At 38.7% G+C, this 26,713-nt stretch carries 29 protein-coding genes and 5 pseudogenes; 18 read left to right on the forward strand and 16 right to left on the reverse strand.

What is annotated here, in order from left to right; all coding sequences use genetic code 11:
- Positions 1-315 precede the first annotated feature (315 nt).
- The 12 genes and pseudogenes from AC0VZ4_RS20365 to AC0VZ4_RS20420 all read left to right on the forward strand — a co-directional run bounded on the left by AC0VZ4_RS20365 (position 316) and on the right by AC0VZ4_RS20420 (position 8,238).
- Positions 316-2,112: pseudogene (locus AC0VZ4_RS20365) on the forward strand (replication endonuclease).
- A gap of 39 nt (positions 2,113-2,151) precedes the next feature.
- Positions 2,152-2,475, forward strand: a complete 324-nt coding sequence (locus AC0VZ4_RS20370; RefSeq protein WP_475441965.1) for a hypothetical protein — start codon at positions 2,152-2,154, stop codon at positions 2,473-2,475.
- A gap of 250 nt (positions 2,476-2,725) precedes the next feature.
- Positions 2,726-2,860, forward strand: coding sequence for a hypothetical protein (locus tag AC0VZ4_RS20375; protein ID WP_475441966.1), 135 nt, complete (start codon positions 2,726-2,728; stop codon positions 2,858-2,860).
- A 111-nt stretch (positions 2,861-2,971) separates the two neighbouring features.
- Positions 2,972-4,501 (forward strand): hypothetical protein, encoded by a 1,530-nt coding sequence (locus tag AC0VZ4_RS20380; RefSeq protein ID WP_475441967.1) that lies wholly within the window; start codon positions 2,972-2,974, stop codon positions 4,499-4,501.
- Position 4,502: 1 nt separating this feature from the next.
- On the forward strand, positions 4,503-4,820 hold the full coding sequence (locus tag AC0VZ4_RS20385; protein ID WP_475441968.1) for a DUF2523 family protein: 318 nt from the start codon (positions 4,503-4,505) through the stop codon (positions 4,818-4,820).
- A 3-nt stretch (positions 4,821-4,823) separates the two neighbouring features.
- Complete coding sequence (locus AC0VZ4_RS20390) at positions 4,824-6,029, forward strand: zonular occludens toxin domain-containing protein (protein WP_475441969.1); 1,206 nt, start codon at positions 4,824-4,826, stop codon at positions 6,027-6,029.
- An 80-nt stretch (positions 6,030-6,109) separates the two neighbouring features.
- On the forward strand, positions 6,110-6,295 hold the full coding sequence (locus AC0VZ4_RS20395; protein ID WP_475441970.1) for a hypothetical protein: 186 nt from the start codon (positions 6,110-6,112) through the stop codon (positions 6,293-6,295).
- Positions 6,296-6,486: 191 nt separating this feature from the next.
- On the forward strand, positions 6,487-6,903 hold the full coding sequence (locus AC0VZ4_RS20400) for a hypothetical protein (protein WP_475441971.1): 417 nt from the start codon (positions 6,487-6,489) through the stop codon (positions 6,901-6,903).
- A complete protein-coding gene (locus tag AC0VZ4_RS20405) occupies positions 6,904-7,311 on the forward strand; it encodes a hypothetical protein (RefSeq protein ID WP_475441972.1) in 408 nt (135 codons plus the stop codon).
- Between the two features lie 291 nt (positions 7,312-7,602).
- Positions 7,603-7,887, forward strand: coding sequence for a BrnT family toxin (locus AC0VZ4_RS20410; protein ID WP_475441973.1), 285 nt, complete (start codon positions 7,603-7,605; stop codon positions 7,885-7,887).
- Positions 7,888-7,891: 4 nt separating this feature from the next.
- Complete coding sequence (locus AC0VZ4_RS20415) at positions 7,892-8,074, forward strand: hypothetical protein (protein ID WP_008138997.1); 183 nt, start codon at positions 7,892-7,894, stop codon at positions 8,072-8,074.
- Positions 8,075-8,076: 2 nt separating this feature from the next.
- Positions 8,077-8,238, forward strand: a complete 162-nt coding sequence (locus AC0VZ4_RS20420; protein WP_008139000.1) for a hypothetical protein — start codon at positions 8,077-8,079, stop codon at positions 8,236-8,238.
- Positions 8,239-8,442: 204 nt separating this feature from the next.
- Here AC0VZ4_RS20420 and AC0VZ4_RS20425 read toward each other — a convergent pair.
- Positions 8,443-8,793, reverse strand: a pseudogene (locus tag AC0VZ4_RS20425) (patatin-like phospholipase family protein); the annotation flags it as partial.
- A gap of 97 nt (positions 8,794-8,890) precedes the next feature.
- Between AC0VZ4_RS20425 and AC0VZ4_RS20430 the strand changes: the two are divergent.
- On the forward strand, positions 8,891-10,150 hold the full coding sequence (locus AC0VZ4_RS20430; protein WP_475441974.1) for an IS256 family transposase: 1,260 nt from the start codon (positions 8,891-8,893) through the stop codon (positions 10,148-10,150).
- Between the two features lie 9 nt (positions 10,151-10,159).
- Here the strand turns inward: AC0VZ4_RS20430 and AC0VZ4_RS20435 are convergent.
- The 4 genes and pseudogenes from AC0VZ4_RS20435 to AC0VZ4_RS20450 form a co-directional block, all read right to left on the reverse strand.
- A pseudogene (locus tag AC0VZ4_RS20435) lies at positions 10,160-10,855 on the reverse strand (patatin-like phospholipase family protein); the annotation flags it as partial.
- 128 nt (positions 10,856-10,983) lie between these two features.
- Complete coding sequence (locus AC0VZ4_RS20440) at positions 10,984-12,390, reverse strand: alanine/glycine:cation symporter family protein (RefSeq protein ID WP_475441975.1); 1,407 nt, start codon at positions 12,388-12,390, stop codon at positions 10,984-10,986.
- A gap of 121 nt (positions 12,391-12,511) precedes the next feature.
- The gene (gene ctlX, locus AC0VZ4_RS20445; RefSeq protein ID WP_475441976.1) at positions 12,512-13,423 is read right to left on the reverse strand and encodes a citrulline utilization hydrolase CtlX; all 912 of its coding nucleotides are present in this window, start codon (positions 13,421-13,423) and stop codon (positions 12,512-12,514) included.
- On the reverse strand, positions 13,420-14,490 hold the full coding sequence (locus AC0VZ4_RS20450; RefSeq protein ID WP_475441977.1) for an ornithine cyclodeaminase: 1,071 nt from the start codon (positions 14,488-14,490) through the stop codon (positions 13,420-13,422). The genes ctlX and AC0VZ4_RS20450 overlap by 4 nt, the downstream gene beginning before the upstream one ends.
- Before the next feature lie 171 nt (positions 14,491-14,661).
- Here AC0VZ4_RS20450 and AC0VZ4_RS20455 point away from each other — a divergent pair.
- Positions 14,662-15,092, forward strand: a pseudogene (locus tag AC0VZ4_RS20455) (Lrp/AsnC family transcriptional regulator).
- Between the two features lie 101 nt (positions 15,093-15,193).
- Here AC0VZ4_RS20455 and AC0VZ4_RS20460 read toward each other — a convergent pair.
- The 3 genes from AC0VZ4_RS20460 to AC0VZ4_RS20470 all read right to left on the reverse strand — a co-directional run bounded on the left by AC0VZ4_RS20460 (position 15,194) and on the right by AC0VZ4_RS20470 (position 18,365).
- The gene (locus tag AC0VZ4_RS20460) at positions 15,194-16,207 is read right to left on the reverse strand and encodes a patatin-like phospholipase family protein (protein ID WP_475441978.1); all 1,014 of its coding nucleotides are present in this window, start codon (positions 16,205-16,207) and stop codon (positions 15,194-15,196) included.
- A 283-nt stretch (positions 16,208-16,490) separates the two neighbouring features.
- Entirely contained in the window at positions 16,491-17,480 is a 990-nt protein-coding gene (locus tag AC0VZ4_RS20465; RefSeq protein ID WP_475441979.1) for an LLM class flavin-dependent oxidoreductase, read from the reverse strand.
- Positions 17,481-17,621: 141 nt separating this feature from the next.
- The gene (locus AC0VZ4_RS20470; protein WP_475441980.1) at positions 17,622-18,365 is read right to left on the reverse strand and encodes a siderophore-interacting protein; all 744 of its coding nucleotides are present in this window, start codon (positions 18,363-18,365) and stop codon (positions 17,622-17,624) included.
- Between the two features lie 134 nt (positions 18,366-18,499).
- Here AC0VZ4_RS20470 and AC0VZ4_RS20475 point away from each other — a divergent pair, with 134 nt between their 5' ends.
- From AC0VZ4_RS20475 to AC0VZ4_RS20485, 3 genes are all read left to right on the forward strand, one after another.
- Positions 18,500-18,919, forward strand: coding sequence for a MarR family winged helix-turn-helix transcriptional regulator (locus AC0VZ4_RS20475; RefSeq protein WP_475441981.1), 420 nt, complete (start codon positions 18,500-18,502; stop codon positions 18,917-18,919).
- 80 nt (positions 18,920-18,999) lie between these two features.
- On the forward strand, positions 19,000-19,413 hold the full coding sequence (locus tag AC0VZ4_RS20480; RefSeq protein WP_007377584.1) for a S24 family peptidase: 414 nt from the start codon (positions 19,000-19,002) through the stop codon (positions 19,411-19,413).
- A complete protein-coding gene (locus AC0VZ4_RS20485; RefSeq protein ID WP_475441982.1) occupies positions 19,401-20,660 on the forward strand; it encodes a Y-family DNA polymerase in 1,260 nt (419 codons plus the stop codon). Before AC0VZ4_RS20480 ends, AC0VZ4_RS20485 begins: the two co-directional genes overlap by 13 nt.
- A gap of 27 nt (positions 20,661-20,687) precedes the next feature.
- Here AC0VZ4_RS20485 and AC0VZ4_RS20490 read toward each other — a convergent pair whose 3' ends face one another.
- From AC0VZ4_RS20490 to AC0VZ4_RS20525, 8 genes and pseudogenes are all read right to left on the reverse strand, one after another.
- A complete protein-coding gene (locus AC0VZ4_RS20490; protein ID WP_475441983.1) occupies positions 20,688-21,149 on the reverse strand; it encodes a hypothetical protein in 462 nt (153 codons plus the stop codon).
- 189 nt (positions 21,150-21,338) lie between these two features.
- Positions 21,339-22,598, reverse strand: a complete 1,260-nt coding sequence (locus AC0VZ4_RS20495) for an IS256 family transposase (protein ID WP_475439694.1) — start codon at positions 22,596-22,598, stop codon at positions 21,339-21,341.
- Between the two features lie 369 nt (positions 22,599-22,967).
- Positions 22,968-23,486 carry a DUF4240 domain-containing protein gene (locus AC0VZ4_RS20500; RefSeq protein WP_007583221.1) on the reverse strand — a complete coding sequence of 173 codons (519 nt, stop codon included), beginning with the start codon at positions 23,484-23,486 and terminating at the stop codon, positions 22,968-22,970.
- Complete coding sequence (locus AC0VZ4_RS20505) at positions 23,486-23,677, reverse strand: YwbE family protein (RefSeq protein ID WP_007377588.1); 192 nt, start codon at positions 23,675-23,677, stop codon at positions 23,486-23,488. The genes AC0VZ4_RS20500 and AC0VZ4_RS20505 overlap by 1 nt, the downstream gene beginning before the upstream one ends.
- A gap of 69 nt (positions 23,678-23,746) precedes the next feature.
- On the reverse strand, positions 23,747-24,028 hold the full coding sequence (locus AC0VZ4_RS20510; RefSeq protein WP_007377589.1) for a hypothetical protein: 282 nt from the start codon (positions 24,026-24,028) through the stop codon (positions 23,747-23,749).
- Positions 24,029-24,045: 17 nt separating this feature from the next.
- Positions 24,046-24,258, reverse strand: coding sequence for a hypothetical protein (locus AC0VZ4_RS20515; RefSeq protein ID WP_007377590.1), 213 nt, complete (start codon positions 24,256-24,258; stop codon positions 24,046-24,048).
- A 145-nt stretch (positions 24,259-24,403) separates the two neighbouring features.
- On the reverse strand, positions 24,404-25,120 hold the full coding sequence (locus tag AC0VZ4_RS20520; protein WP_008139024.1) for an ion transporter: 717 nt from the start codon (positions 25,118-25,120) through the stop codon (positions 24,404-24,406).
- 98 nt (positions 25,121-25,218) lie between these two features.
- Positions 25,219-25,362 (reverse strand): annotated as a pseudogene (locus tag AC0VZ4_RS20525) (DUF748 domain-containing protein); the annotation flags it as partial.
- A gap of 86 nt (positions 25,363-25,448) precedes the next feature.
- Between AC0VZ4_RS20525 and AC0VZ4_RS20530 the strand changes: the two are divergent.
- On the forward strand, positions 25,449-26,708 hold the full coding sequence (locus tag AC0VZ4_RS20530; protein ID WP_475439694.1) for an IS256 family transposase: 1,260 nt from the start codon (positions 25,449-25,451) through the stop codon (positions 26,706-26,708).
- Positions 26,709-26,713: the final 5 nt, after the last annotated feature.

Consider the following 26,713-nt stretch of genomic DNA (forward strand, 5'->3'; position numbering starts at 1 on the left):
TACTGTACTGATGTGGTCATCTATTTTTGTTTTTTCTCTTGGTGTTCTATGTGAAATTTTATTTCAAGTAGCAAAGTATCAAGTTAACAAAACTTTTTATTCAGATGATGAGGTTTCAAAATGAACTCATTATCTAACGCCCAATACGCTCAAGTCTTTCCGCTAAATACAGCAATGAATTTAACTGCAAATTTGCACCCTGCGAACACTGCGAAAGACGTTTTCGAGAACCTTTCTAAGCCAATGAAAGAACGTTTTTTTGACTTTGAATCATGGCGAAATCGTATTTTTGAGCGTCATTCAAACCTTGCTCACATGCTCAGTACTGGCTATTTTCTGGCTGAAAAATTCAACAATTTAGCTGAAGCAAACAAGCGGTTAAAATCTGCTGATACCGTTTTAACCCTTGGGAATTTTAAACACGGTCATATAAATTTATCATGCTCAGACGATGAATTATGTGAAATTGCAGAGCAAAAAGCCCGTTATTGTGAGCTGAAAACAAGTAAAAACGGTCACACTTTATCTGTATTTAACATCCTTGTTAAATACTTAAATTCCTTTGATATTCAAGAGCCTGAACTAGTTTCACCTTATTGCACACACTTTTCAGCAGATTCTTTAACAGGTATTTTAAACCGCTTTGCTGACCCAATTTTCTGGCGTCGTAAATTACGTAAAATCCAAGCGTTTACTATTGAACAACTAGCACGTGATTTAAGACTCGTACATAAAAAAGCAAGTGCTTATGTATCACAACCAACCATCCAGAACCGCCGAGAACGTAAGCGCAAATCAGCCGAAATAATGTCTGATTTATTTGTTGTTCCAAACGATGCAAACCCGTTTGATGAGTTCGAAACACTTCAATCAATTATTGAACGTTCGCACACATCTGGTAAACAACAAGCGGCAGAGTTAATGGTTCGTATTCGTGGCTTTGAAGAACTAGCAGACATGCATGGCCATCGTGGTGAGTTCTACACATTATCAGCACCAAGTCGATTTCATGCTGTTCACCATACAGGTTGACCAAATAATAAATACGATGGTTCAACACCTCAAGATGCACAAGAATATTTTAATGGCATTTGGAAACGTGCCCGCGCCCTATTCTCAAAACAAAATTTACGTCCTTATGGGTTTCGCGTTGTTGAACCACATCATGACGGTTGCCCACACTGGCACATGCTTTTATTCATGGAAAAAGGTGATGCGATACAAGTTCGCGCAATCCTTAAAAAGCTTTGTACCGAAGATACACCAACCGAATTTAGAACAAGCACCACTCGTTTCAAGGCTATTACGATTAATAAAAGTAAAGGCTCTGCTGCTGGTTACATTGCTAAATATATTACTAAAGCAGTGACTGGTGACAGCATCGATAAAGTGATTTGCTCTCAAGCGGGTGAAATGAAAATACTTCCAGCTGATGCCGCAGAACGTGCATCTACTTGGGCGAGTACATTTGATATTAGACGTTTTCAGCAAATTGGCGGCCCTTCGGTCACTCTTTGGCGCGAACTTAGACGATTAGGCCAAGGCGATACTGGCAAATGTGAGGTTGCAAACGCGATGAATACAACACTAGATACAGTTTCAAAATACGCACTTGAGAAGGTACGCCAAGCCGCTGATTCATCAGACTGGAAAGCATTTTGTCTTGCAATGGGTGGCGTACAAGTTAAACGCAAAGACCAAACGTTACGCATTCACTACCAATTGCCCGATATCGTTGACCGTATTACTGGCGAGGTTAGCCGTAGTGAATCTAAATCACCCTACTTTGCCACTAAATATGGCGACCAACCAGCTAACCGAATTTTAGGCGTTGCTTGGGATGCTGTTGTGGTAATTACTCGACGCGGTACAACCCAGATACTCACTGAAAAAGATATTAAATCACAGCGTAAAATTATGTGTGGTGTGTCTGAACAAATACAAGGTTGGCACGATGACGGCCGCTTATTCGCACCTAGTGATGAGGATATGCAGTTCCTTGAAGCGTGCGTTCTTGAGGATTATCAAAACATGTGCTTATTCATGGATTACGAAGCTCTGGCTGGCAACATTTCGAGCGACGAAGTCGCGAGCTTGGACTTGTGTCATTAACTGTAACTATTAATAAAATTAAACCTAACTGGAGAAATTATGAATATTGAAGGCGCTATTACAGACCTAGTAAAAGTTAATCGTACAGATGATAAAGGCGCTCCCCTGCCTACAACTGGCGAATTTAAACTTCACACAAAGAACCCTGCACAGATTTTATCTGTAAAGGTATCTGCTGACCAATTTAATGATGGCACGTATCAGCAAATTGAGCACTTACAGTCAGACCCTAACGGCTGGGGCTTAAAGCCTTTTTTACTCAATATTGAATATTACGAAGGTGCAAACGTAGCACGTCAAATGGATTGGAAAGGCTTCCGCTTACATAGCTTACCTACAGAAACAAAGCAGGTTAAAAGTTAGTTATGCAATGTATTTATTTGAATGCTGACGGCACATTAAGCCCAACAAGCGAAACACTAGAACAATGTACAGGATATGTTTTAGTGCCTAGCCATGATGCGGCTGCGTATGTTAACAGCATTCAGATAACGGCTCTCGAAATTGGGGAGTCATTCACTTGGGGCTTTGGCCTTATTATATTTTTCGGGTTTCTGTCTTTCAAAGTGAAAGCCGCCCGAATGGTTATAAATAAACTTTAAGGAATAAGAACATGAATGATATTTTTGGTGCTGTAGATATGGCTGGTGTTTTAACATTCGTAGGCGCTACTGGTGTTGTAATCGTTGGCGTTGCGTTGGCTTACAAGGGAATTACTCTTGCTAAGCGTGCAGTTGCTAAAGCATAAGGAACGGAATATGGGCGGCCTAATTGTCGCCCTTATCTACACAATTTGTGCATTGATAGGGGCAATAGCTGGTTACATAGTTTGTAAAAATTTCGGTTGGGGATAACAGCCATGAAATATTTAATTTTAATAATGGCGCTCATCAGCGCTTTTTTTGTCTCTAACGTTCAAGCTATAGATTTAGATATGGATGATTTGAAGCCTGCAAAAAAGACATTTAGATATTGCGGTAGCAATCAGTATGCGAGCGAATGCGGCCGGACTCTTGAAGAAAACAAGCATAATTCTTGTAATGCAGCAGCTCCTTTAGTTCCTCTTTCAAGCTCATCTGGTGAGTATAATTGGCAAAGTGCCGAGTGTGTTTTTTCTGGTCTCATTTACCAAATTAAATTATCTGGTTTTAGAATTTATTCCGATGGCTCTCAACTTCCTACATCTTTTTATATTCCTCTAACTTTTGATAATCCAGCGCCTGAAGAGGGTGTAAGTTGTCCGCCCCCTACTGACCCTTTTCATATTTTCCCCGTTCCTGTTGGTTCTGATACTTTTTGTGCTAAAGAATTAGAAACACCTCTTGACCTAGGTGATGATTGCAGTGAATTTGGTTTGGATAATTGGCTTCCTAATAATGACCAAGTTTCATCCGGTGGTTCAGTTTGTTATACAAATCCCATCACTGGTAAGCAGTGTCAGTTTTCTAAAAATCCAATTGCTGGTTATAAGGCCACTGGTAAGGATTGTTCGGGTGAAGAGCCGCCGTATGGTGAGAAGCCAGAAAAAAATGATAAAGAGCCTGACCAGCCTGATAAATGCGACTCGTATGGTGCAAATAATCAGACATTAATGTGTGAAATTGACCCGAATGAAGAGTGCAATGTTCTCCAAGTTTCTGGCTCTGTACAATATCAATGTCCTGCTGGTTGCGGCTCAATTGATGGTAAGTTTTATTGTTCGCATGATGATGATGATGGCAATAAAATCCCTGATGACTGGCCCGATGGTAAACCTCCCAGTGAAACACCAGAAACACCAGAAACACCACCTACTACTGAACCTCCTACTACTGAGGGTACTAATAATATACTTAATGGCATTTCATCAAAAATAGATGGAACAAATACACGTTTAGATGGATTGGGTACTAAGCTAGATGGCTCTAATCGCAGACTTGATGGTATTAATTCAGGCATTGAAGGGCTTAAAAAAATTCAAGGGGAGGGTAACAAAGCACTAGGTGGTATTGAAAAAAACACTTTGAACACTTCAAAAAATACACAAGCATTATCTGATAGTTTTGATGAATTTGCCGAAGGTTTTGGCGAAACAGATATTAACTCAGAATTTAATCCTGACGCATCATCTAGCTTTTATGAGTCTGAATATGAAGAGGGCTTTAATGGCGTTTGGGATGAGAAAAGCTTAGCGTTTAAACAAACTGAAATGTTTGATTTTTTGCAGCAATTTAAATTTAATTCTGGGGGTTCAGCCCCTGACACTCAAATGTGCTTCAATTTAGGTGCAAGTATGGATTTTGGCTGTTCAGAACTTCCAACAGCAAGCCCTCAGTTACTTGCAATTTTAAAGATATTTATTTTGATAACGGCCGCTTTTCTATGTCGCGCCTTAATTTTTGGAGGTTAATATGTTGGATTGGTTAGCTGAAACATGGAATGAATTTCAAGCTTTTTTATACAGCATTGTTTTAACAGTTCAAGCGATATTCAAAGACATGGGCATATTCTTTTTTGAAAGCTTTTTAGATATTTCGCTACTGGCCATTGATGGATTAGATAGCTTTTTTTCGGGGTTGGATATTGCTTCATATATTAACGTGCTACCACCAGAGGTAAGTTATTACGCATCCTCGCTTGGTCTATCTCAGGCTATGGGTATGATAATAATTTCTATCACAATAAGAATGTTATTACAGTTAATTCCATTTGTTAGATTAGGGAGCTAGAAAATGATTCACGGCATATCAGGAAGAACGGGCGGGGGCAAGAGTTATGAAGCTGTTGTTAGGCATATTATCCCCACTGTTACTGAGCATAAACGAAAAGTTGTTACTAATTTACCTTTAGACGTTGACCATTTTTGTGCTGTTTATGGTGAGTATTGCCGTGCTTTAATTGAAGTTGTTGACGGTGAATTTCATAATTATGGCGGTCAACGTCCATTTTCTAAAAAAGAACATTACTTACAATATGAAGACTGGAAGAACGAGCAGGGCAACCGAGTTTATTTTTTTATAGATGAATGTCACCTAGCTTTACCTAGTGGCGGTTGTGATAAGGAGGTTAAGCAATTTTATGATATGCATCGTCATTATGGTTTTGACATTATGCTGATAACTCAAAACTTTAGGAAAGTTGATAGGGATATTAGGGATTTAATATCAAATCATTATCGCGCTATTAAAAAGTCTATGATGGGCCAAGATGATAAATACATACTGAAAGTTCACGATGGCTCGGGCGCTACCAATGCAACTGTTGTTGCAACTCATGAGCGAGAGTATGAAAAGAAATATTTTAAGTTTTATAAGTCTCATACTAAAAGCGATCAATCAGTAAAAGAAGCAGCACCAAGTGATATAAAAAAATGGTACGACAATTGGTTTATTAAAGGCTCTGTTGTGTTTTTTATACTCGCCATTTTTTTACTTTATTTGGGATTTAAAAAACAGTCTGAAAACGAAATTGAAACAAAAAAATCAACGCAAGCAATTGTAAGTAATAGTGAATTTCAATCTAGCTCTGGAGCTAGACCAGGATACAATTTAGCAGCTGCTCCAGTGCAAAATATTGTTTTACCTCCAGAGTATTTAGCTAAGCAAAAAGAGGCTGAAAAAATTATTCAGCAACGCGAAAAAGAAATTGAAGCTGAAGAGAAAAAGCATCCATTTTATAAAGTCGGTCTTCATATTGCTGGCTGGGGTGAATACATGGAGCTGGGAAAATTAACCAAGAATTATTATTTAAGCGCAAGCCAAAATGGTCAGCATATTTTTGACTTGTCGTTACGTGATTTGATACTTGCTGGCTATGCCGTTGTTGTTCGTTCCAGTTGTGTTATAGAAATAAGTTATAAAAAATACCATGACTTCTTAACTTGTGATTCTCCGAAAGTGGGCGTTTTTGATGAAGCACCAAGAGAATTGACAGAGTAGCGAGGAGGGACCCGCTTGCGGGAGGTGGCCTTGCGACTCTGGCAATACAACTCAATTAACAACCCGTCACTGGTGACATTATGACTAGAAATCAAAAGTACGAACAAAAGCAAAAAGGCAAAGGGTTAAAAAAAGTAACCCTTTGGATACCTGATAACTCAGAAATTGAGATAAAGCAGATGATAGAGTTTTTAATTGATAATCCTGACCATATACCTTTTATGGCTCGCAGTATTACAACTGGCCGTATGAAAAAGGCTGTTTAATACACTGATGGCTTTAGCCATGTAGACCGTACACAAATATTAATTTAGCATTAGAGTAAATCGGTCGTAACTAAGCGAAGCGCAACCCCTGCCCTTAGTTACTCGATACCGCGCTTGCGCCCCTGATAAACCTATTCGGAGTTAGATAATGATTAACCATTGTGATTTTTTTAAAAGGAGTAAAAATCACAATGTTTAAATCAGAATTTCATAAACAGTTTCTTTCTTTATTTGGCTATGATTATGCAAAAGGTGCCAAAGAACTGGGCGTAAGTGAAAGGCAAGTAAGGCGCTATGTGAAATCAGGTAAAGCCAGTCTCCCAGTGGAAAAACTAACAGCTATTATTTATCGAGGTTATTTACCTGCTACTGGAGCATGGGCTGACTGTAAAATTTCTGTAGATGATCATACAATGAGTACACCTTGGGGCGAAGTTAAACCATCTGATGTTCAGTTGGTTCATCGTTATAAGTGGTCTGCTAGAAAATCAGAGTATATGTACAAAACCCTTAAGGAAAATCATAAAACACAGGATAATTATTTATCTGACTTACAAGACCAATTACTTAATATTATTGGTGAAATATCTGAAAGGACAGGAAGCTAAATGGAATTAAACTATTTAAAACTATACTTCTCACTTACTCTTGCTGGTTTAACAATTTGGGGGGTCGATGAAGCTGTTGATTTATATAAAATAAAACTTGTTGCTGATGCTGCAAGTTCAGCTATGAAGCAATCTAGGTTAGAGGCTAAAAGTGCAGCAATTAGAGCTCAAACTCAAGCTTTGAAAGAAAAAAAACGTAATCAAATTATCAGTAGGCAAAACGCCCAAAGAGAAGCAGTGATAAGGAATGCCCAGAGAACGAACAATGAAATTTGCTCATTCTGGAGAGGGCAATATAACTCCTCAAATACCGACAGAAATAAATTAATGATGGAAGGAGCATGCGAAAGAGCTTCAAAACCACCAAGCATGTCTACTACAACTATTAATCTCAAAGGTAACAACTAGGTCAAGCTGTCACACCCGACAGAAACCCTAAGCTATTAATAAAAAAGGGCTTTTAGCCCTTTCTTATATATTACGTACCGTAATCTATGGGCTGAATCTAAGTATTTACACCTAAACAGAAAAAATATACTTTTGGTAAGTTACTTTCTGAAACATATTTGTTATTTGCGTATTGAAACTAAAAATGGGAAAATTATAAAGATGTCTAAATTATATATACAAAAACAGTATGTGTTTTAGAAAAATAAAATTTAGTGATTTTAATCATTACTTACTAACAAGGAAATAGTTGTGTTATTTGAATGGGATGATAATAAAAATAGTAAAAATATAGATAAGCATGGTATCGATTTCAATGATGCTGTGACTATATTTGATGATGATGAAAGAATTGAAGCTATAGATGACCGTAATGATTATGGTGAAGAGCGGATACAAGTTATTGGAGAAGCTAAGCTCGGTGTTTTAATGGTTGTCTATACATGGAGAAAAAGTGGTACTTCAAGGCGAATGATTTCTGCTAGAACTGCCAGTCAAAAAGAACGTGTTGTGTATCAAAGTATGAAAGCGAGATAAATTTATGTCAGAAACTCATATTAAAAGAAACAAAGATGACTCTGTAGATGGAAAGACTGACTACGAGCGCCTAAAAAAAATGACTGAAGGTGAGATCGAGGAAAATGCAAAAGATGATCCCGATGCTCCACTCTTAACAGATGAAGAACTGAAAAAATTCAAAAAAGTTAAAAAATCAAAGGATTGATAATGGAAAATAAAATTACTAAGAATTATATCAAGGGCAATAAATCTACGGGCAAGACTAACTGGTCAACTGTAGTAGTAAGTTCTAACGAGCCGAAAATAGATGAGGAAAATCCCGAATTAGTTGGTAAAAAACAATTTAAGAAAGTAATAAAAAATAAATAAAGAGCGCTTTATGAAAGTGCTTAATTTGTACAACAGTTATCATTTCGACAATATTATTTCTAAATTAATACACTAAAATAAAAGGGCTTTCTGCCCTTTTATTATTAATAGCAGACCGTAATTTATGGGCTTATAGTTCATATCCACCTCAATTTGCTATAGAACAATAATTCTAAAGTTTTCATTCAGTGTAAATTACCAATACTATTTAATATCAAACTTTAAGTTATTTAATTTCTTGTCAAACGTCTCAGCCAATTTCTCAGTTTCACTAAAAACAGTATTCCAGTATTTTATACGTGTATCTGCATCGAGATCGGTAAAGTCGTTTCTGTCTGGGATTTTTCCGTAAGGTAAGCTTGCTATAAATTCTTTTGATGGAGTGATCATCACCACATTATCGTAATTAAGTGGTGATACTTTACGTTTTAAATTTTTATCGAACCACCCTGCTTTTGGCTCTGAATTAAAATGCGGATATAAAATAAGTCCTGGGTTATTAATTTTTAAATCAAAGTGGTAATCAATTATTCCGCCATCGCGATATATTCCTTGGAGCTATAGTCGTTTCTGGTGTATGAGAAAAAGTCATTGCGATGTAATCTGTTAATTGATCTTGACCAGATCAACAATTAACCAGAGAGACATCGCAATGACTGAAAATGATAATGTTATTTCCATTGAAAAACCAGACAATCCGTTAGAGCAGTTGCTTAAAAGCGGGGCGCAGCAGTTGTTAGCTCAAGCGATTGAGGCTGAGTTGGCTGTTTTATTGGCTCAATACCAGCATGAGACCGTCGAGGGACTTCAGCGGATCGTCAAAAATGGTCACCAGCCTGAGCGTACGATCCAAACAGGCCTTGGTGATATTGAGGTCAAAATACCTAAAGTCAGGGATCGAAAAAAGGAAGGCATTAAATTCAATAGTGCCTTGATCCCGCCTTATCTGAAACGGACAAAAAATATCGAAGAGCTGATCCCATGGCTCTATTTACGAGGAATTTCGACGGGTGATATGCAGCCCGCTTTAGTGTCTCTTTTAGGCGAGCAAGCCAAAGGTTTGTCGGCCAATAGTGTCTCTCGGTTGAAATCCACCTGGGAAACGGAGTATCAGCAGTGGTCTAAACGTTCCTTGGCTAAACGTCGATATGTGTATATCTGGGCCGATGGGATTTACAGTAAAATTCGAATGGATGATAAGCTGTGCTTACTGGTAATTATGGGGGTAGATGAAACGGGCAGAAAGGAGCTATTGGCGGTGGTTGACGGGGTTCGTGAGTCTGAGCAGAGCTGGACTGAAGTGTTAAATCAGTTGCGCTCACAGGGTCTAACAATACCACCAAAATTGGCCATAGGGGATGGTGCGCTGGGGTTTTGGAATGCCCTCACCAAAGTATGGCCAACAACCCAACATCAACGTTGCTGGGTGCATAAAATCGCGAATGTGCTAAACAAAGTGCCGAAATCAATGCAACCTAAAATCAAAGCGAATTTACAAGATATCTGGATGGCAGAGAGTCGAGCTTCTGCTTATAAAGCGTATGATTTATTTGTTAAAAATTACTCAGTCAAATACCCAAAAGCGACGGATTGCTTGATGAAGGATAATCATGAAATGCTGGCATTTTATGATTATCCTGCTGAGCATTGGATGCACATAAGAACGAGTAATCCGATAGAGTCAACGTTTGCGACGGTAAGGCTGAGAACGCATAAAGTGAAGAGTTGTGGCAGCCGGACAACCACCTTAATGATGGTTTTTAAACTCGCGCAGTCGGCAGAGAAAAAATGGTACCGCTTGCGAGGGTTTAAGTTACTGGCTGAAGTAATTACAGGGGTAAAATTTAAAGACGGCGAAAGAATAACTCAAGATCAAACAGAGCATCAAGATGAGCTCATACACCAGATTTGACAATAACTCTATTCCTTGCGGCGAGCCTGCAATATTTTTTATGCCTTGCATAACAAGTGGTATAGAGCCCGATGCAAGTAATGCATCTTTTAAATTATTTTGAGTAAGCGCTATGTTTTGCGTTTTAAAATTGTAGCTGTCGGTAATTGATAAGTCACTTGTTGCTGGGCCAAATATAAAACGCTCATACTGTGAGCCTAATAATTTTCGGTTAACGCGGTTAAGCATGTAACTTTTTGACAAGCCCAGTAGTTGTATAAGTTTATTTTCGCTGGCAATGAAGCCATTCGATTTTGCTACTATAAAGTGCGCTTTAAATATTGGGTTATTTATAATTTCGGTTACGCCGTTATCGCCAAAAACATCTTCAAGTAATGCGCGCGCTTTTATTGTTATTTCATTTGGTGTTGGTTTATTACTTGAATATCGGGTTTGCGAATACGATTTTGCTAGTCGCTCAATGGCAGCAACGGGATCGCTTTGTGCAAAACATGCAGATCGAAAAGCGCCGGCAGATGAGCCAATTAAATTAAGTGGTTGGGTGCGGTTTTTAAAAAATTCACCAAAAATATATTTATCTAAGCCAAATAATGTAAACCATTTAGGACCGCCACTTGCACCTAAAAAAGAGGTGAAAAGTTCAGGTTTAAAGCCCTGTTCGTTAATAATTTTAGCCGCTGTTTTCCCTGCGTGAATCTCGATCATCTAAAAAATAATGCCTTTTATTTTGGTTGCTTCAGTTATTTTTACAATACTGAAAGTGAATATTTATGCAAAGTAAAAAGCGGATTTATGTTGCCATAAAACCGCTTTTTATAGTTAAGTGTGCTGAATTAGTCCCAAATGCCATCTTCGCATTTGCCCTGTACTTTTACATCTTTTACTTTAAATTCGGGCTCTAAACCTTTGTCTCTTTGTGCGTGGTAATCGCTCGTGACAGACAAAATAGTCGGCGTTAACAGTATAATAGCGATAACGTTAACCACTGTCATTAACCCTAAGGCAATATCGGCTAAATCCCAGACTTCTTTTAATGTGGCCGACGCGCCCCACAACATCATTGATAAATAAAGCAAAGTGTAAATACCGCGCCCTACTTTGTTGTCGAGTTTAAATAAGTGCAAGTTGCTCTCTGCATAGGCGTAGTTTGCCACTACCGATGTAAAAGCAAATAAGGTAATAGCAGCTGCGACAAAATAAACACCACCTTGTGCTAAATGAGCGGTCATCGCGCTTTGTGTTAAACGAATGCCTTCCATTTCACCGCTTATGTCTATATCGGCTAATAAAATGATCACCGCGGTACAGCTACACAGTACGATTGTATCGAAAAATACGCCTAGCATTTGTATGTAACCTTGCGTTACTGGGTGATTAGGAATTGGGCTGGCACTTGCTGAAGCATGCGGCACACTACCTGCACCGGCCTCATTAGAATATAAACCACGTTGAATACCGTTTTTAATCGCAGCGCCCATTGCACCGGCGCCTGCTTCTTGTAAACCAAACGCTGATAAAAATATATCTTTAAGCATGGCGGGTACTTGCGTGAAATTTATAATCGTAATAATAACGGCGGCAAGTACAAACACAATGCCCATTATTGGCACAACAAGCTCTGCAAATCGGGCAATTGCTTTAAAGCCACCGAGTATAATTGAGCCTGCTAGTACTGTAATAACTAGGCCTGAATAAAATGTAGGAACTTCAAACGCGTAATTAAGTGCGTCGGTAATTGTGTTCGTTTGCATTGCGCTAAACGTAAAGCCGTAACCTAAAAATAAACACGCGGCAAACACAACGGCAAACGCCCGGCTACCCAAACCTTGTTGAATATAATATGCAGGGCCGCCTCTAAACTCGCCGCCACTATCACGCACTTTATATACTTGCCCAAGTACACTTTCGGCAAAGCCTGTAGCCATACCCAATATGGCTATAACCCACATCCAAAATATAGCGCCGCTGCCGCCAAGTGAAATTGCAACCGCCACACCGGCTAAATTACCGGTACCGACCCGCGCACAAAGCCCTGTACACAACGCTTGAAATGATGAAATGTCGTCTTTTTTACATTTGCTACTGCCTTTTAAAAGGCTAAACATATGTTTAAATTTAAGTATTTGAATTGCTTTTAGTCGTACTGAAAACCATACCCCCGTAAACAAGAGTATATAAATAAGTACTTGCCCTTCTCCCCATAAAAGGTTGTTTACGCTTTTGACGACGGTATCGAACATTGCTAATTCCTTCTTATATTTTTTATATTAATACTCTGTTTTGGGTATAACGGCATTTGCTTGCGACATCGACTAAAAATTTAATGCAAATAAGGCAGCTAAGCTGCCTTAAAACTATACATTATTTATTTTGCAAGTGAACTCCTGCAATCATGCACCTAACTGAACCACCAGCCGACTCAATAGTAGGTATAGTTAATGGCACAAGCTTAGCCGTTTTTTGTATAACTGTTATTGGTGCCGGTGTAAGTGCATTAAACGCAGTTTGCGATAACGCTAAAATACGACCATTTTTACCTTGTAGCTCAATAGCATTGCCACAAAAGTTATTAATTTGCTCAAGCGTTAAATCGATAACTTGGTGATGGCTTTTTAAAAAATGTTTAGCTAACTGTGCACGTTGATTAATTGGCACCATATTTAAACTGATCATTACAAATTTTGTAGCAATACACATTAAAACATTAGTGTGATAAACCGCAGTTCCTTGCTCGTCATATGCGTTAAACACTATGGGTGATAGTTTTAATTGCTCACATATTGTATTAACCACCGACTTGGTAGTTCTTTTTGATTCTACCGCGTAAGCGAGTTTATTTTGATGATCGATAACCAGTGAACCAGTGCCTTCAAGAAATGAATTTTCTTTCGATAAAAATGAATAATCAGTCACTGAAGACACTTTATAGTGATCCGTTAAAAAATCAATAATATCTTTTCGATATTCTAACCTTCTGTTTTCTACAAACATTGGATAGATTATTAATTGGCCACTTTGATGAGTTGAAAACCAATTGTTAGGAAAAACTGAATCGGGAGTGTGTGTTTGCTCATCTTCAAAAAGGTGAACTGTTACCCCTTCATTTTTTAATATTTGTACGGCATTAGTCACTTCTTTAAATGCTTGTTCACTTTGATTTTGTGCTAAACATTCACTTTGAAATGCGTTATCGAGCATTGTGTGGGGGTTAGATGTAAAGTGATGCGGCCTTACCATCACTACAGCTCTGGGGGCTTGGTTTACTTCGCTCATGCCACGTGCTCTTTTACTAATGGTTGATCACTAAGCACTGAAAATAAATTACGAGGGTCCGCTTGTTGTGTAATTAAATCAAGCAAAGCAAACTCGCCCGTTTTAATTAACTCATCGCGTATAAATACCAGTGCTGTAAAGTCTTCGCTCGCAAAGCCAACGCCGTCAAAAATGGTTAATTCATCTTGGCTAGTACGCCCAAGCGACTGCTTATTAATAACTTTATGAAACTCAGTTACTGTAAAGCTTGGACTCATTTGTTGAATTTCGCCCTCTATTCGAGTTTGCGGCTCGTACTCAACAAATACATTAGCACGCTCAAGCAATCTAGCATCTAACTCTGTTTTACCTGGGCAATCACCACCTATGGCATTAATGTGCACACCTTGTGGGATCATGTCATTTGTTAAAATAGTGGCGTTAGTTTTATCAGCAGTACAGGTAGTGATAATATCTGCCCCTTTTACTGCCTCTTGTACACTATTACAAATAGTCACGTTTAATCCGCATGCACTTAAATTAGCAAATGCTTTTTTAGAGGCGCTTTTATCTATATCGTATAAACGAATATGCGTAATACCTAGTACCGCTTTAAAAGCGAGTGCCTGAAACTCTGATTGAGCACCATTGCCTATTAAAGTAAGGGTTGTTGAGTTTTTAGGCGCTAAATATTTAGCTACCATTGCAGAAGTTGCGGCTGTACGTAGTGCTGTTAGTAAACACATTTCGCTTATCATAACCGGATAGCCACTATTTACATCGGCTAAAATACCAAATGCAGCGACTGTTTGAAGTTCTCTAAAGGTGTTTTTTGGGTGACCATTTACATATTTACAGCTGAACATTTGGCCATCACTCACTGGCATTAGCTCTATTACACCCTCTGGTGAGTGTGCTGCATAGCGAGGTGACTTATCAAACTCCGTCCAACGGGCAAAGTCGGTTTCTAATTTATGTGTTAGATCTAGCAAAACGTTTTCGACCCCTAAGCTATTTATAAGCTTAGCCATTGCCTGAACGCTAACAAATGGAACGCCTTGTTTTGGCTGTGCTATAAAATGACTCATGTTGAAACCTCTTGAATAAATGTATTAGTTAATTTAAAACAAGTTTAACGAGGCTACGTGCTATTTAATATGGCAATTAATTACACAAATAGTACTATTTTTTATCATTTTGCTATGCAATTATGTACAATTTATGTATTTTAGTCAGTAACTTCTTTAAAGGTTTGATTTATGACCCCCTATATTTATGACTCTCTTGATAATGCTTTAATAGCAGAATTACGAAAAGACGGCCGCGCTTCTATTTCAGCTTTAGCCGGTTCTTTAAATGTATCACGCGGGACAGTGCAAAATAGGTTAGATAGATTAGTTAGCTCAGGCGCTATATTAGGGTTTACTGTACGGGTTCACGAACACATAGAAACAGAAGCCGTGCGCGCAATTATGTGATAGAAGTCGTTGGTAAATCTACCTCACAAGTTATTAAAACAATGCGCGGAATACCCGAGCTTATAAAATTACACACCACCAATGGTGCATGGGATTTAGTTGCAGAGCTTCAAGCTGCAAATTTAAGTGAGTTTGATGGAGTGTTAAGGCAAGTACGTGAAATTGACGGTATTTTAAATAGTGAAACAAGCATATTACTTTCATCAACTTAAGTTATTTTCAATATTTCAATATTTCAATTTAAAAATTTTGGAATGAATAATACTGCAACTTCAAGTTCCAGTATTATTCATGATTTGGGTATCCGATTGGCTTAATTGTAACGATACTCGCTTTGTGAGTAATTATGCGTATTGCTGATCTCAAATTGGCTTTGCTGCGCTAAATAAGATCGACCTGCAGCCAAGCCTAATTTATGATCAAAACGTAAATCGTTATTTGAACTACCTAATAATTTGCTATGCAGTTTTTCGTCTGCAAAAATTTGTATTATTTCCACATCACTTGGTGGATTTGCAATAAACTCAAGCTCATCTAAATACGCTTTTTCGTGCTGTATTAAGTAGTCCAATGTTTTTGGACAATAACCTGATGCAATAGCAAGTGTTCTTAGCTTTTGTACCCATGCAGATTGCGCTTGAAAATTTGCGTCAACTGTTCTTATTACCACAATTTTACGAGCGCCTCGGTTGTAAGCTTCACGCACGGGTAGTGGTGCTGCTAAACCGCCGTCTAGATAAAAGTCGCTCTGTGCTTGCTCTTCAGCAAGGTGTATTTCGTTAGCCGCTTTTGCGTTTAACCAAGGTGTTAACTTTACACCTTGTTTGTATAAAAACGGAAGTGCGCTAGAAGCCTTTAACAAATCACGCCATTGACCACTATCACCTGTAGGCGATAAGTAATAAGCTTTTCTGTCTCGTGCATTTGTTGCTGTTATAAGTAGTTCACGCTCACCTAAACTAGTTTTCGCTGTTTTGAAATCTATAGCTCTGTTTACTTCGGTGGTTTTGTCAAAGTACCAATCTAAATCAACTATATGCTTACCCACTAATCCGCGACCAAGCTGAAAAAAACGCTTATTACGCGAAAGCCCTCTGATCAGGCGTTTAGCGTAGCCTTTTTGGCGCGCTAAGTAGCTAGTTAAGTTTTGCGAACCCGCTGAAGTACCAATAAATAAATCAAAAGGGTCATAGCTTTGCTCTAACCAAGCATCAAGTACGCCAGCTGTGAATATCCCTCGCTGCCCGCCACCTTCAGCAATCAGAGCAACTTTTGGCTGCGCTGTTTTGTTAACTGAATTAGCTGTTGCGGTGTTTAGAGAGTTCACGGTGTACCTGCCTTTAATTTTATGATGTCTGGTTTAATAGCTACATCATAAAAAACAAAAGTGATATCTTAAAATTGATTGTTTAAATCAGTTCAATTGAAAAAACAGAACGGTATATAAAGTAAAATATGTACTAAAAATAGCAATCAAATTTACTTTGAATATTTAAATAACAAATACAGACATCACTTAAAGTTAATAAAATGAGTTAAAAAAGTTTAACTTTTGATGATGTCTGTATGTTAACAAGCCCAGAGTGTACGCTTGCTTAACTAACTATATTTTAGTGCTTTATTTCCATTAAAATTTCGAGTGCACGGTGGCGTTTTTCACTATCGAATACATCATTGGTAAATATAAACTCATCAACTTCTAGCTGTTTAGCTATCATCTCTAACTTGTGTTTAATACTTACATGTCCGCCTACTACGCTTAGACTTAAAAAGTTCTCTACATGAGCGCGTTCTTGTTCGCTCCATAACCCGTCCATACTTTCAACGGGTGGTTTTAACCACAGCTCATTACCGCGTATAAGTTCGAGTACACGTTGCTTAGAAGTAGTCGACAAGTATTGCGCTTCATCGTCGGTGTCTGCTGCCACTAAAGGCAGTGCAAGCATTACGTATGGCTTATCAAGTACGCTTGATGCTTTAAATTCGCGCTTATACAGCGCTATTGCCTCGTGCACAAAGCGCGGTGCAAAATGCCCTGCAAATACGTACGGTAACCCTTTTTGCGCCGCTAGTTGCGCGCTAAATAAACTCGAACCTAATAACCAAATAGGCACGTTTGTGTCCTCCCCCGGTATAGCACGTATAGGATGCGTACCATTGTAAGGACCTAACAATGTTTGCAGCTCAGTTACTTCACCTGGGAAGTTTTCTGCACGGCTCATATCGTTGTTTAATGCACGACTCGTTACAGGGTCGCTACCAGGGGCACGCCCTAGCCCTAAATCTATTCGCCCTGTATATAAGCTCTCTAACGTACCAAATTGTTCAGCAACAACTAAAGGTGAGTGGTTTGGCAGCATAATACCGCCCGATCCAACGCGTATCTTTTTGGTATTACCTGCAATGTGACCAACCAAAATTGAAGTGGCCGCACAAATTATACCTGGCATATTATGATGCTCAGCAAGCCAAAAACGGTTAAAGCCAAGCTCATCAGCACGTTGAGCGTATTTAGTACTTTTATGAAGAGTGTTAGTAACGCTGTCCCCTTTGATCATGGGGGCAAGTTCTAATAACGAAAAAGGAATGGAATTTAACAAAATAGCAGCTCCTAAAAATGCATGCTAATAATGGATTACATCATTAGCATAAAACACTTAAATGGGTCTGCTATTAGGTCAATTCAAGTTAGGCAGAGGTATTAAAGCAAAATAGGTATATGTTATTTTGCTCTAAGGTATTCAGGCAAGCTGTGCATCACGTTGGCGCTGCTTTTTATAGCCTTCTGAATCCACGCCTTTTTTCCAATATCCTGAGGAAACAATATTACCGCGCGGTATATTAAATTGCTCTGTTAACAATGTTTTTGCCCTACGAACAAGCCCAGCTTCCAATGCCATAAATACAATGGGAGGCTCTGCTGTAATGTGCAAATTTTGAAGCGCGCTAAGTAGCGCTTCGTCAGCGTTGTCGGTAACAAGCCAATTAACATCGCGGCTTGTTTCTAAATCAATAATATCTTTTTCGGTGGGTACATGTACAAAGGCATCAATTTTTGAAATTAAAGGTAATTGCTGTACATACCCTTTTATTGCATTTACCGATGTTAAATCGCCGAGCAATACATAATGCGAATGCTCATAATTATCTAGCTTTTTAGGGCCAGGACCTGCAATACCTAACTCGTCGCCTACTTTTGCAATTTTAGCCCAGTCAGTTGCAGGGCCTTGGTGCATATTTATAACAAAATCAAGTGTTAGCGCGCCTGTTTGTGCATCTACATGCCTTATTGTGTATGATCGCATACAGGCTGTTTTTAAGTTAAAATCTACTTCACCATCTTTTGGAAATAGTACTTTTACATAGTTACCAATGTACTGTGAGGTTAAGTCGTTAAAATCTTCAGAGCCTACAACAATGCGCTGTAAATGCGGTGTGATTTGCTCTGTACTTAATACGTTGGCTTTGCGAACTTGTTTACTCATGTATTACCTCGTTTTACAAAACTTAGACTTTAATACCAACCTGCTATAAAAAGCAGGCATTGCACAACGCCCCATTGGTTGATAAAATCAACTATAACAAGTTAATTGACTTTGTCAACTATATTGAGAGTTCTATGGATACACCTTTATCAAATACGCTGTTTGAATTAATGCAAAATTACCGTGTAACAATTCGAGAAGCAATTAACGCAGGCGAACTTGGTATTAATGCTATGCACGTACGCTGCATACATATTATCGCGAACGTAAATAACTGTACGGCTAACGATATTGTTACTAAAACGCAGCGCGATAAAGCGCAAATAGCACGTTTAATTAAAGATCTTATTGGCTTAAATTTAATTAATAAACAGGCGAGTGAGCACGATAAACGCTGCTTTATTTTATCGCTCACAGAGCAAGGTAAAGTTCTTTTTGATAAGTTATTAGCCTCAGAGCAAAAAATAAATAATCAAATGTGTAAAAACTTAAACCCTCAACAAATCAAAGACTTTTTAGATACCGCACAACAAATGATCAAAAACATGGATTGATCAGCCATACATTCTTGGCATAACTTACACAAAACGCATATACTGTACACTTATACAGTATATGCGTTTTAGGTCGTGTTATGTTTGTCATTCCCATTTATATAGAAGCAGGCGTGTGTGGTTTTGAATCACCCGCAGCGCAGTACACCGAGCTAGGTGTAACCCTTGATGAGCTTTTAATAAAACATCCAGATGCTACGTTTATTGGTATTGCATCGGGTAACTCTATGCAAGAAGTCGGAATTTTTGAAGGTGACTTATTAGTTATCGACCGTGCAGAGCCGGTAAAAAATGGTGACGTTATTGTTGCTAACTTAAATGGTCTTTTTGTATGCAAACTGCTTGATAAAACCAATGCGCGGCTGCTTTCAGCTTCCTCTTTACATAAGCCTGTACAACTAACCTCTGCAGACGAGTTTCAGCTCGAAGGCGTAGTAACGCTATCAATAAGAATGCACAGGCAAAGCCCAGAGTTACTAAAATGTATGCCTTAGTTGATGCTGTGTCATTTTATGCCAGTGCCGAAAAAGTATTCGACCCTGCTATTCGATCCAAACCCGTGGTTGTACTTACTAATAACGATGGCTGTGTATGCGCTATTTGCCCTATTGCTCGGCGCTTAAATATTCCTAAATTTGGCCCGTACTTTAAAGTTAAACATTTACTTGAGCAAAACAACGTTGTTATTCGTTCTAGCAATTACGAGCTTTATGCTGATTTAAGCGACAAAATGATGAATATTATTGGCCGCTTTTGCGATACACAACACATATACAGTATTGATGAATCGTTTTTGCACTTTAATGGCTACACATCATTAATTAAAGACTGGCACCAATACGGCCATACAATAAGGCGCACAGTGTGGCGCGAAACGAAGCTTCCTGTAGGTGTAGGTTTTGGCCCAACCCCTACTTTAGCAAAAGCTGCTAACCACGCCGCTAAAAAGCTCAGTGGTTTTAATGGTGTAGCAGTAATAAATAGCGAGCAAACTCGCCAAGCTATTTTACAGAGAATGAGCTGCGAAGATGTGTGGGGAATAGGCCGGCGACTAGCTAAAAAGCTTAAAATAATGAATATACACACCGCTTGGGATCTTGCTCAGCAAAACCCTAAAGCAATGCGCCGTGCATTTAGTGTGGTTGTTGAACGTACAGTAAGCGAGCTTAACGGGATAACATGTTTAAACTGGGATGATGTACGACAAGACAAGCGAGAGGTTTTTTCGACCCGTAGTTTTGGAGAGCGCATATGTGAGCCAACAGCCCTTAAAACGGCGCTAATTAACCATGTAACCACAGTGGCTAATAAACTAAGAGCGCAACGTTCGCTCACTCACCAGCTTTATATTTTTGCAGCCAGTGGCGCGCACGAAAATAGATATTATAAAAAGTCGTTTGTGTATAAGTTCCCCTCACCCACTAACGACACCTGCGTGATGGCTAATGCTGTATCTGAGGTATTTGATCAAATATACCAACCTGCAGTTAGGTTTTACAAGTGTGGTGTAGGCGCTTTAGAACTTACGTCACAGCAATTTCAACAAAGTGATTTGTTTAACCAACGTACTGACAACCCACAATTAATGAGTTGCCTAGATGCTATAAATACACGGTATGGGAAAGGAATGCTTAGTTTAGCTAGTAGTAAATTAAATGACCGGTGGCACATGAACCGTGATTTTTTGTCGCCGCAGTACACCACGCGTTGGCGCGATATCCCTAAAATATACTGCGAATGATTTGCTACTTACTACTTACTAGATGCTTTATTTACTTTCATCTGCTTTTTTAAATGTGCACTCTACACTGGGTTTGCTCAATGTGTACTTTAGTGTGTTATCAGCTAAAAATTGGATACTTTGGCTAATTGTTTTTTCGTTTATTGCATCTTCACAACGGCTCATTCTTAAACCGTTTTCAAGGCCATCACTTTTATATTTAAGTGTGCTGGTTATAAAACAAAAGTTTGGTTTTTTAATGGTTCGGGTACCATTGTGGAGCGACCCAAATATAATTTGCTTACCTAGTTTAAAACCCGCACTTGCATCACTTTCATCTGTCAAACTCAAATTACTATTAACACATAATCCAGAATTGGCCGACACAACTTCGTAGGCTCCCAATTTTGACTTTAAAAGCGGTATAAATCGTGTTTTATTACTCGGCTCAGAAAAAGCATTTGCACTTGTAAAAGCGACAGTTAATAAAGCGAGTGTTAAATATTTCATTTCGTGGGTGTATCCTCGTGAGTCAGCGTGTTAAATAATAGCAAAATGCCTAATCACTTAGCTTTTATAACTTTTAACAACTATAACAGAGATTTACTATAAAAGGAGAGAAGTCGTATTCAGGAACCAAGGCGTGAGCAGCTAGCGGAAGCTTTGCTCGACTATTACTTATTCTTACATGAGTTATTGTCAAATCTGGTGTATGAGCTCATCTTGATGCTCTGTTTGATCTTGAGTTATTCTTTCGCCGTCTTTAAATTTTACCCCTGTAATTACTTCAGCCAGTAGCTTAAACCCTCGCAAGCGGTACCATTTTTTCTCTGCCGACTGCGCGAGTTTAAAAACCATCATTAAGGTGGTTGTCCGGCTGCCACAACTCTTCACTTTATGCGTTCTCAGCCTTACCGTCGCAAACGTTGACTCTATCGGATTACTCGTTCTTATGTGCATCCAATGCTCAGCAGGATAATCATAAAATGCCAGCATTTCATCTTTATCCTTCATCAAGCAATCCGTCGCTTTTGGGTATTTGACTGAGTAATTTTTAACAAATAAATCATACGCTTTATAAGCAGAAGCTCGACTCTCTGCCATCCAGATATCTTGTAAATTCGCTTTGATTTTAGGTTGCATTGATTTCGGCACTTTGTTTAGCACATTCGCGATTTTATGCACCCAGCAACGTTGATGTTGGGTTGTTGGCCATACTTTGGTGAGGGCATTCCAAAACCCCAGCGCACCATCCCCTATGGCCAATTTTGGTGGTATTGTTAGACCCTGTGAGCGCAACTGATTTAACACTTCAGTCCAGCTCTGCTCAGACTCACGAACCCCGTCAACCACCGCCAATAGCTCCTTTCTGCCCGTTTCATCTACCCCCATAATTACCAGTAAGCACAGCTTATCATCCATTCGAATTTTACTGTAAATCCCATCGGCCCAGATATACACATATCGACGTTTAGCCAAGGAACGTTTAGACCACTGCTGATACTCCGTTTCCCAGGTGGATTTCAACCGAGAGACACTATTGGCCGACAAACCTTTGGCTTGCTCGCCTAAAAGAGACACTAAAGCGGGCTGCATATCACCCGTCGAAATTCCTCGTAAATAGAGCCATGGGATCAGCTCTTCGATATTTTTTGTCCGTTTCAGATAAGGCGGGATCAAGGCACTATTGAATTTAATGCCTTCCTTTTTTCGATCCCTGACTTTAGGTATTTTGACCTCAATATCACCAAGGCCTGTTTGGATCGTACGCTCAGGCTGGTGACCATTTTTGACGATCCGCTGAAGTCCCTCGACGGTCTCATGCTGGTATTGAGCCAATAAAACAGCCAACTCAGCCTCAATCGCTTGAGCTAACAACTGCTGCGCCCCGCTTTTAAGCAACTGCTCTAACGGATTGTCTGGTTTTTCAATGGAAATAACATTATCATTTTCAGTCATTGCGATGTCTCTCTGGTTAATTGTTGATCCGGTCAAGATCAATTAACAGATTACATCGCAATGACTTTTTCTCATACACCAGAAACGACTATAGCTCTTCTTACATGTGTATAAGCCAATAAGGTAACGCAGAAGCAATTACCGAGCTCACTAGGTTACAAACCTCGTGCCGCAATTAAATCCCTCTAGATTGAATACGTTTAAATCCACAAAGATTCCTCCTAGATACTGCATTACAAACCATTTTGCTGTTAAGTACTTTAGTTAATACGTACTTAAACAACAAAACGATTTATATCAATGCGCTTACTTGTAAGGAGAAATTGGACTCATTAAATTGTTTAGGTAGTACAAAAATTACTGTTTATTTTATTGCCAGTACTTTGCAAATAATAAAGGGTAGCTTTGCTTTAAAAACTTAGGTTTGTCTTTAAAACGTTTACCTTTGGGTTCATCGCTGCCTGATGGAATAAACGGCAATTCGTCTTCGTTACGCTCTTCAAATAATAAACCGGCTATTAAATCATACTCATCAATATACGGATAAGGCTGCTCGTTTAAGTAATAAACAGGTGTACACTGCGCTATCGAGTCAGCATTTTCTAAGGCGTTTTCGAATACTGTTTTACCGCGAGAAATTAACCAACATCTAAACTCGCTAAAACCGTAATCGTCATTACACCCAGCCATCACAAAGGCAGCGCCAAACAAATCCCAGGTAAAGCATTTGCGCATATGTATGCCAAAGTGCTTATCAAAATCAATAAGGTGTTGATCGCTTAAATCATTAAGTTTAGTTTTTAGGTTATCGCTCACACTTTGCGGATCGAGCCCTAAATCAGGCGTGGTTACTAATTCCCAAAAAGCCTGTTCTGTTAACGCTGCCATTATAAAATCTCTTTTACTCGGCCAACTTGACCATCTTCTAAACGTACTTTAATACCGTGCGGGTGATTTGGTGATTTTGTTAAAAGACGCTCAACAACACCTTCGGTTAATGTACCGCTGCGTTGATCTTCTTTTAATACAATATTTACTGTTATGCCTGGTGAAATTTGCGAACGCGTAGGAACGGCCATAATTGAAACCTTTAAAGTAATTTATGTAATTATAAACATCACTGTGCTGTCAAACCAACTAAACCACTATTAATTGGCGAAAAATAAGATGTGTGCTGGTTTAATATTCAGTTTAATACTTGCTAGCTGATTTAGTATAATATCTTTTAATTCGTCAAGCTGGGGTTTTGCACTTTCAAGAGCTATATCATCATTAAAAAAGCACTGCACTTTTAACGTGTTTGTTTCGTTATTTAAATCCACTGAATGCGTTAAATAGTGAAAGCCAAATACGGTTTCTTTTATTGTTTCACACGCAATAGTCAATACTGAGCGAATTTGCTTATCGCGTTGTTTCTGAGTTTTAGTCATAAATGTACTAGCGCTACTTATTTAGTCTGGGCTTGCTGCTGCTTTTTAAACTCTTCGTAATTAGAGTCCTGTTTATTTAAGCATTCGTAATATTCTTTATCCGCTTTATAGTTGCACTCATCAAGACGTGCAGATTGAACTTCGTGAAAACGTGCATCAGAGCTGCAACCAGCCAAAATACAAAATCCGATAATAAGTAATGCGCTGTTTTTTAGTTTATTGATAAACATTAAATTTCCTTACACTTTCGATATCGAAAAAGCGTTAAAATATTATTGTATATTAGCGTCCTAAAATTTTAATTTTCAAAGGTTCTACTATTATTTTTATGTAGCGATGCTAACAATTGCCAGCTAACGACATAAATACTCTATATCAGTCCTCAAAATCTTGTTTCCGCGCTTCTGACAATGCTGATGCTAGTAACCCGGTCGGTACAGCAACAATACCAAGACCTATTGTTAGAATAAAGAATGTAAATATTTTCCCTCCGACAGTAACCGGATACATATCGCCATACCCAACCGTAGTTAAAGTTGTTACGGACCACCAAAGAGAATGAAATACAGAACTAAATTGTTCTGGTTGAGCATCACTTTCGCAGTAGTAAATACCTACAGCAGATAAATAAAGCATAATAGCAGCAACAAAACCAAAAAGAATTAGTTCTTCTTTAGCTATTACTAACGCTCTATGAAAACGTTTAATTGCTTGATTATATTTAAATAACTTTAAAATTCTAACTAACCTTAAGAGCCTAAAAATACGAATAGATCGTAAGTCATAACCAGTAGATAGGTAAAAAGGGAGGATAGCTAATAAATCAATTAAACCATAAAAACTAAAAATAAATTTTAACTTTTTTTTAGCTACCAAACATCTTAGTATGTACTCAAAAGAAAAGATAACGACTGTAATTATTTCAACAAGATAAAGAATCCATTTTAAATTTTCAGATAAATTAGGTAATGTATCGATAGAAAAAGTAACAAGTGAAACTATAATTAAGAATTGAATTAGTAAAGCGAAAACCTTTCCTCGTAATGTATTAGTATTATCTAATAAATCTGTAAAAAAATCTTTTCCTACCACCGCTACATCCTTTAGACAAGTTTCAAGTTAGCAGTTTAACATAAATCGTTATTAAAATTCTATCAACATGATTTTATTAAATAATTAATAAGAGTAATTTAATCTCCTTCATTATTAGCAAGTTCGCTATTACTTGAGTTTTCGAAAGAAACGACGTTATCGACCTTCATGCTAAAGGCATCAAAAAATGCGTTTTTTAGTACAGAAATAACAGCTTGGAAAGTCGAAACAGAGCTATAGTCGTTTCTGGTGTATGAGAAAAAGTCATTGCGATGTAATCTGTTAATTGATCTTGACCAGATCAACAATTAACCAGAGAGACATCGCAATGACTGAAAATGATAATGTTATTTCCATTGAAAAACCAGACAATCCGTTAGAGCAGTTGCTTAAAAGCGGGGCGCAGCAGTTGTTAGCTCAAGCGATTGAGGCTGAGTTGGCTGTTTTATTGGCTCAATACCAGCATGAGACCGTCGAGGGACTTCAGCGGATCGTCAAAAATGGTCACCAGCCTGAGCGTACGATCCAAACAGGCCTTGGTGATATTGAGGTCAAAATACCTAAAGTCAGGGATCGAAAAAAGGAAGGCATTAAATTCAATAGTGCCTTGATCCCGCCTTATCTGAAACGGACAAAAAATATCGAAGAGCTGATCCCATGGCTCTATTTACGAGGAATTTCGACGGGTGATATGCAGCCCGCTTTAGTGTCTCTTTTAGGCGAGCAAGCCAAAGGTTTGTCGGCCAATAGTGTCTCTCGGTTGAAATCCACCTGGGAAACGGAGTATCAGCAGTGGTCTAAACGTTCCTTGGCTAAACGTCGATATGTGTATATCTGGGCCGATGGGATTTACAGTAAAATTCGAATGGATGATAAGCTGTGCTTACTGGTAATTATGGGGGTAGATGAAACGGGCAGAAAGGAGCTATTGGCGGTGGTTGACGGGGTTCGTGAGTCTGAGCAGAGCTGGACTGAAGTGTTAAATCAGTTGCGCTCACAGGGTCTAACAATACCACCAAAATTGGCCATAGGGGATGGTGCGCTGGGGTTTTGGAATGCCCTCACCAAAGTATGGCCAACAACCCAACATCAACGTTGCTGGGTGCATAAAATCGCGAATGTGCTAAACAAAGTGCCGAAATCAATGCAACCTAAAATCAAAGCGAATTTACAAGATATCTGGATGGCAGAGAGTCGAGCTTCTGCTTATAAAGCGTATGATTTATTTGTTAAAAATTACTCAGTCAAATACCCAAAAGCGACGGATTGCTTGATGAAGGATAAAGATGAAATGCTGGCATTTTATGATTATCCTGCTGAGCATTGGATGCACATAAGAACGAGTAATCCGATAGAGTCAACGTTTGCGACGGTAAGGCTGAGAACGCATAAAGTGAAGAGTTGTGGCAGCCGGACAACCACCTTAATGATGGTTTTTAAACTCGCGCAGTCGGCAGAGAAAAAATGGTACCGCTTGCGAGGGTTTAAGTTACTGGCTGAAGTAATTACAGGGGTAAAATTTAAAGACGGCGAAAGAATAACTCAAGATCAAACAGAGCATCAAGATGAGCTCATACACCAGATTTGACAATA

The organism is Pseudoalteromonas sp. QJM3NY_22 (genome assembly GCF_056173065.1).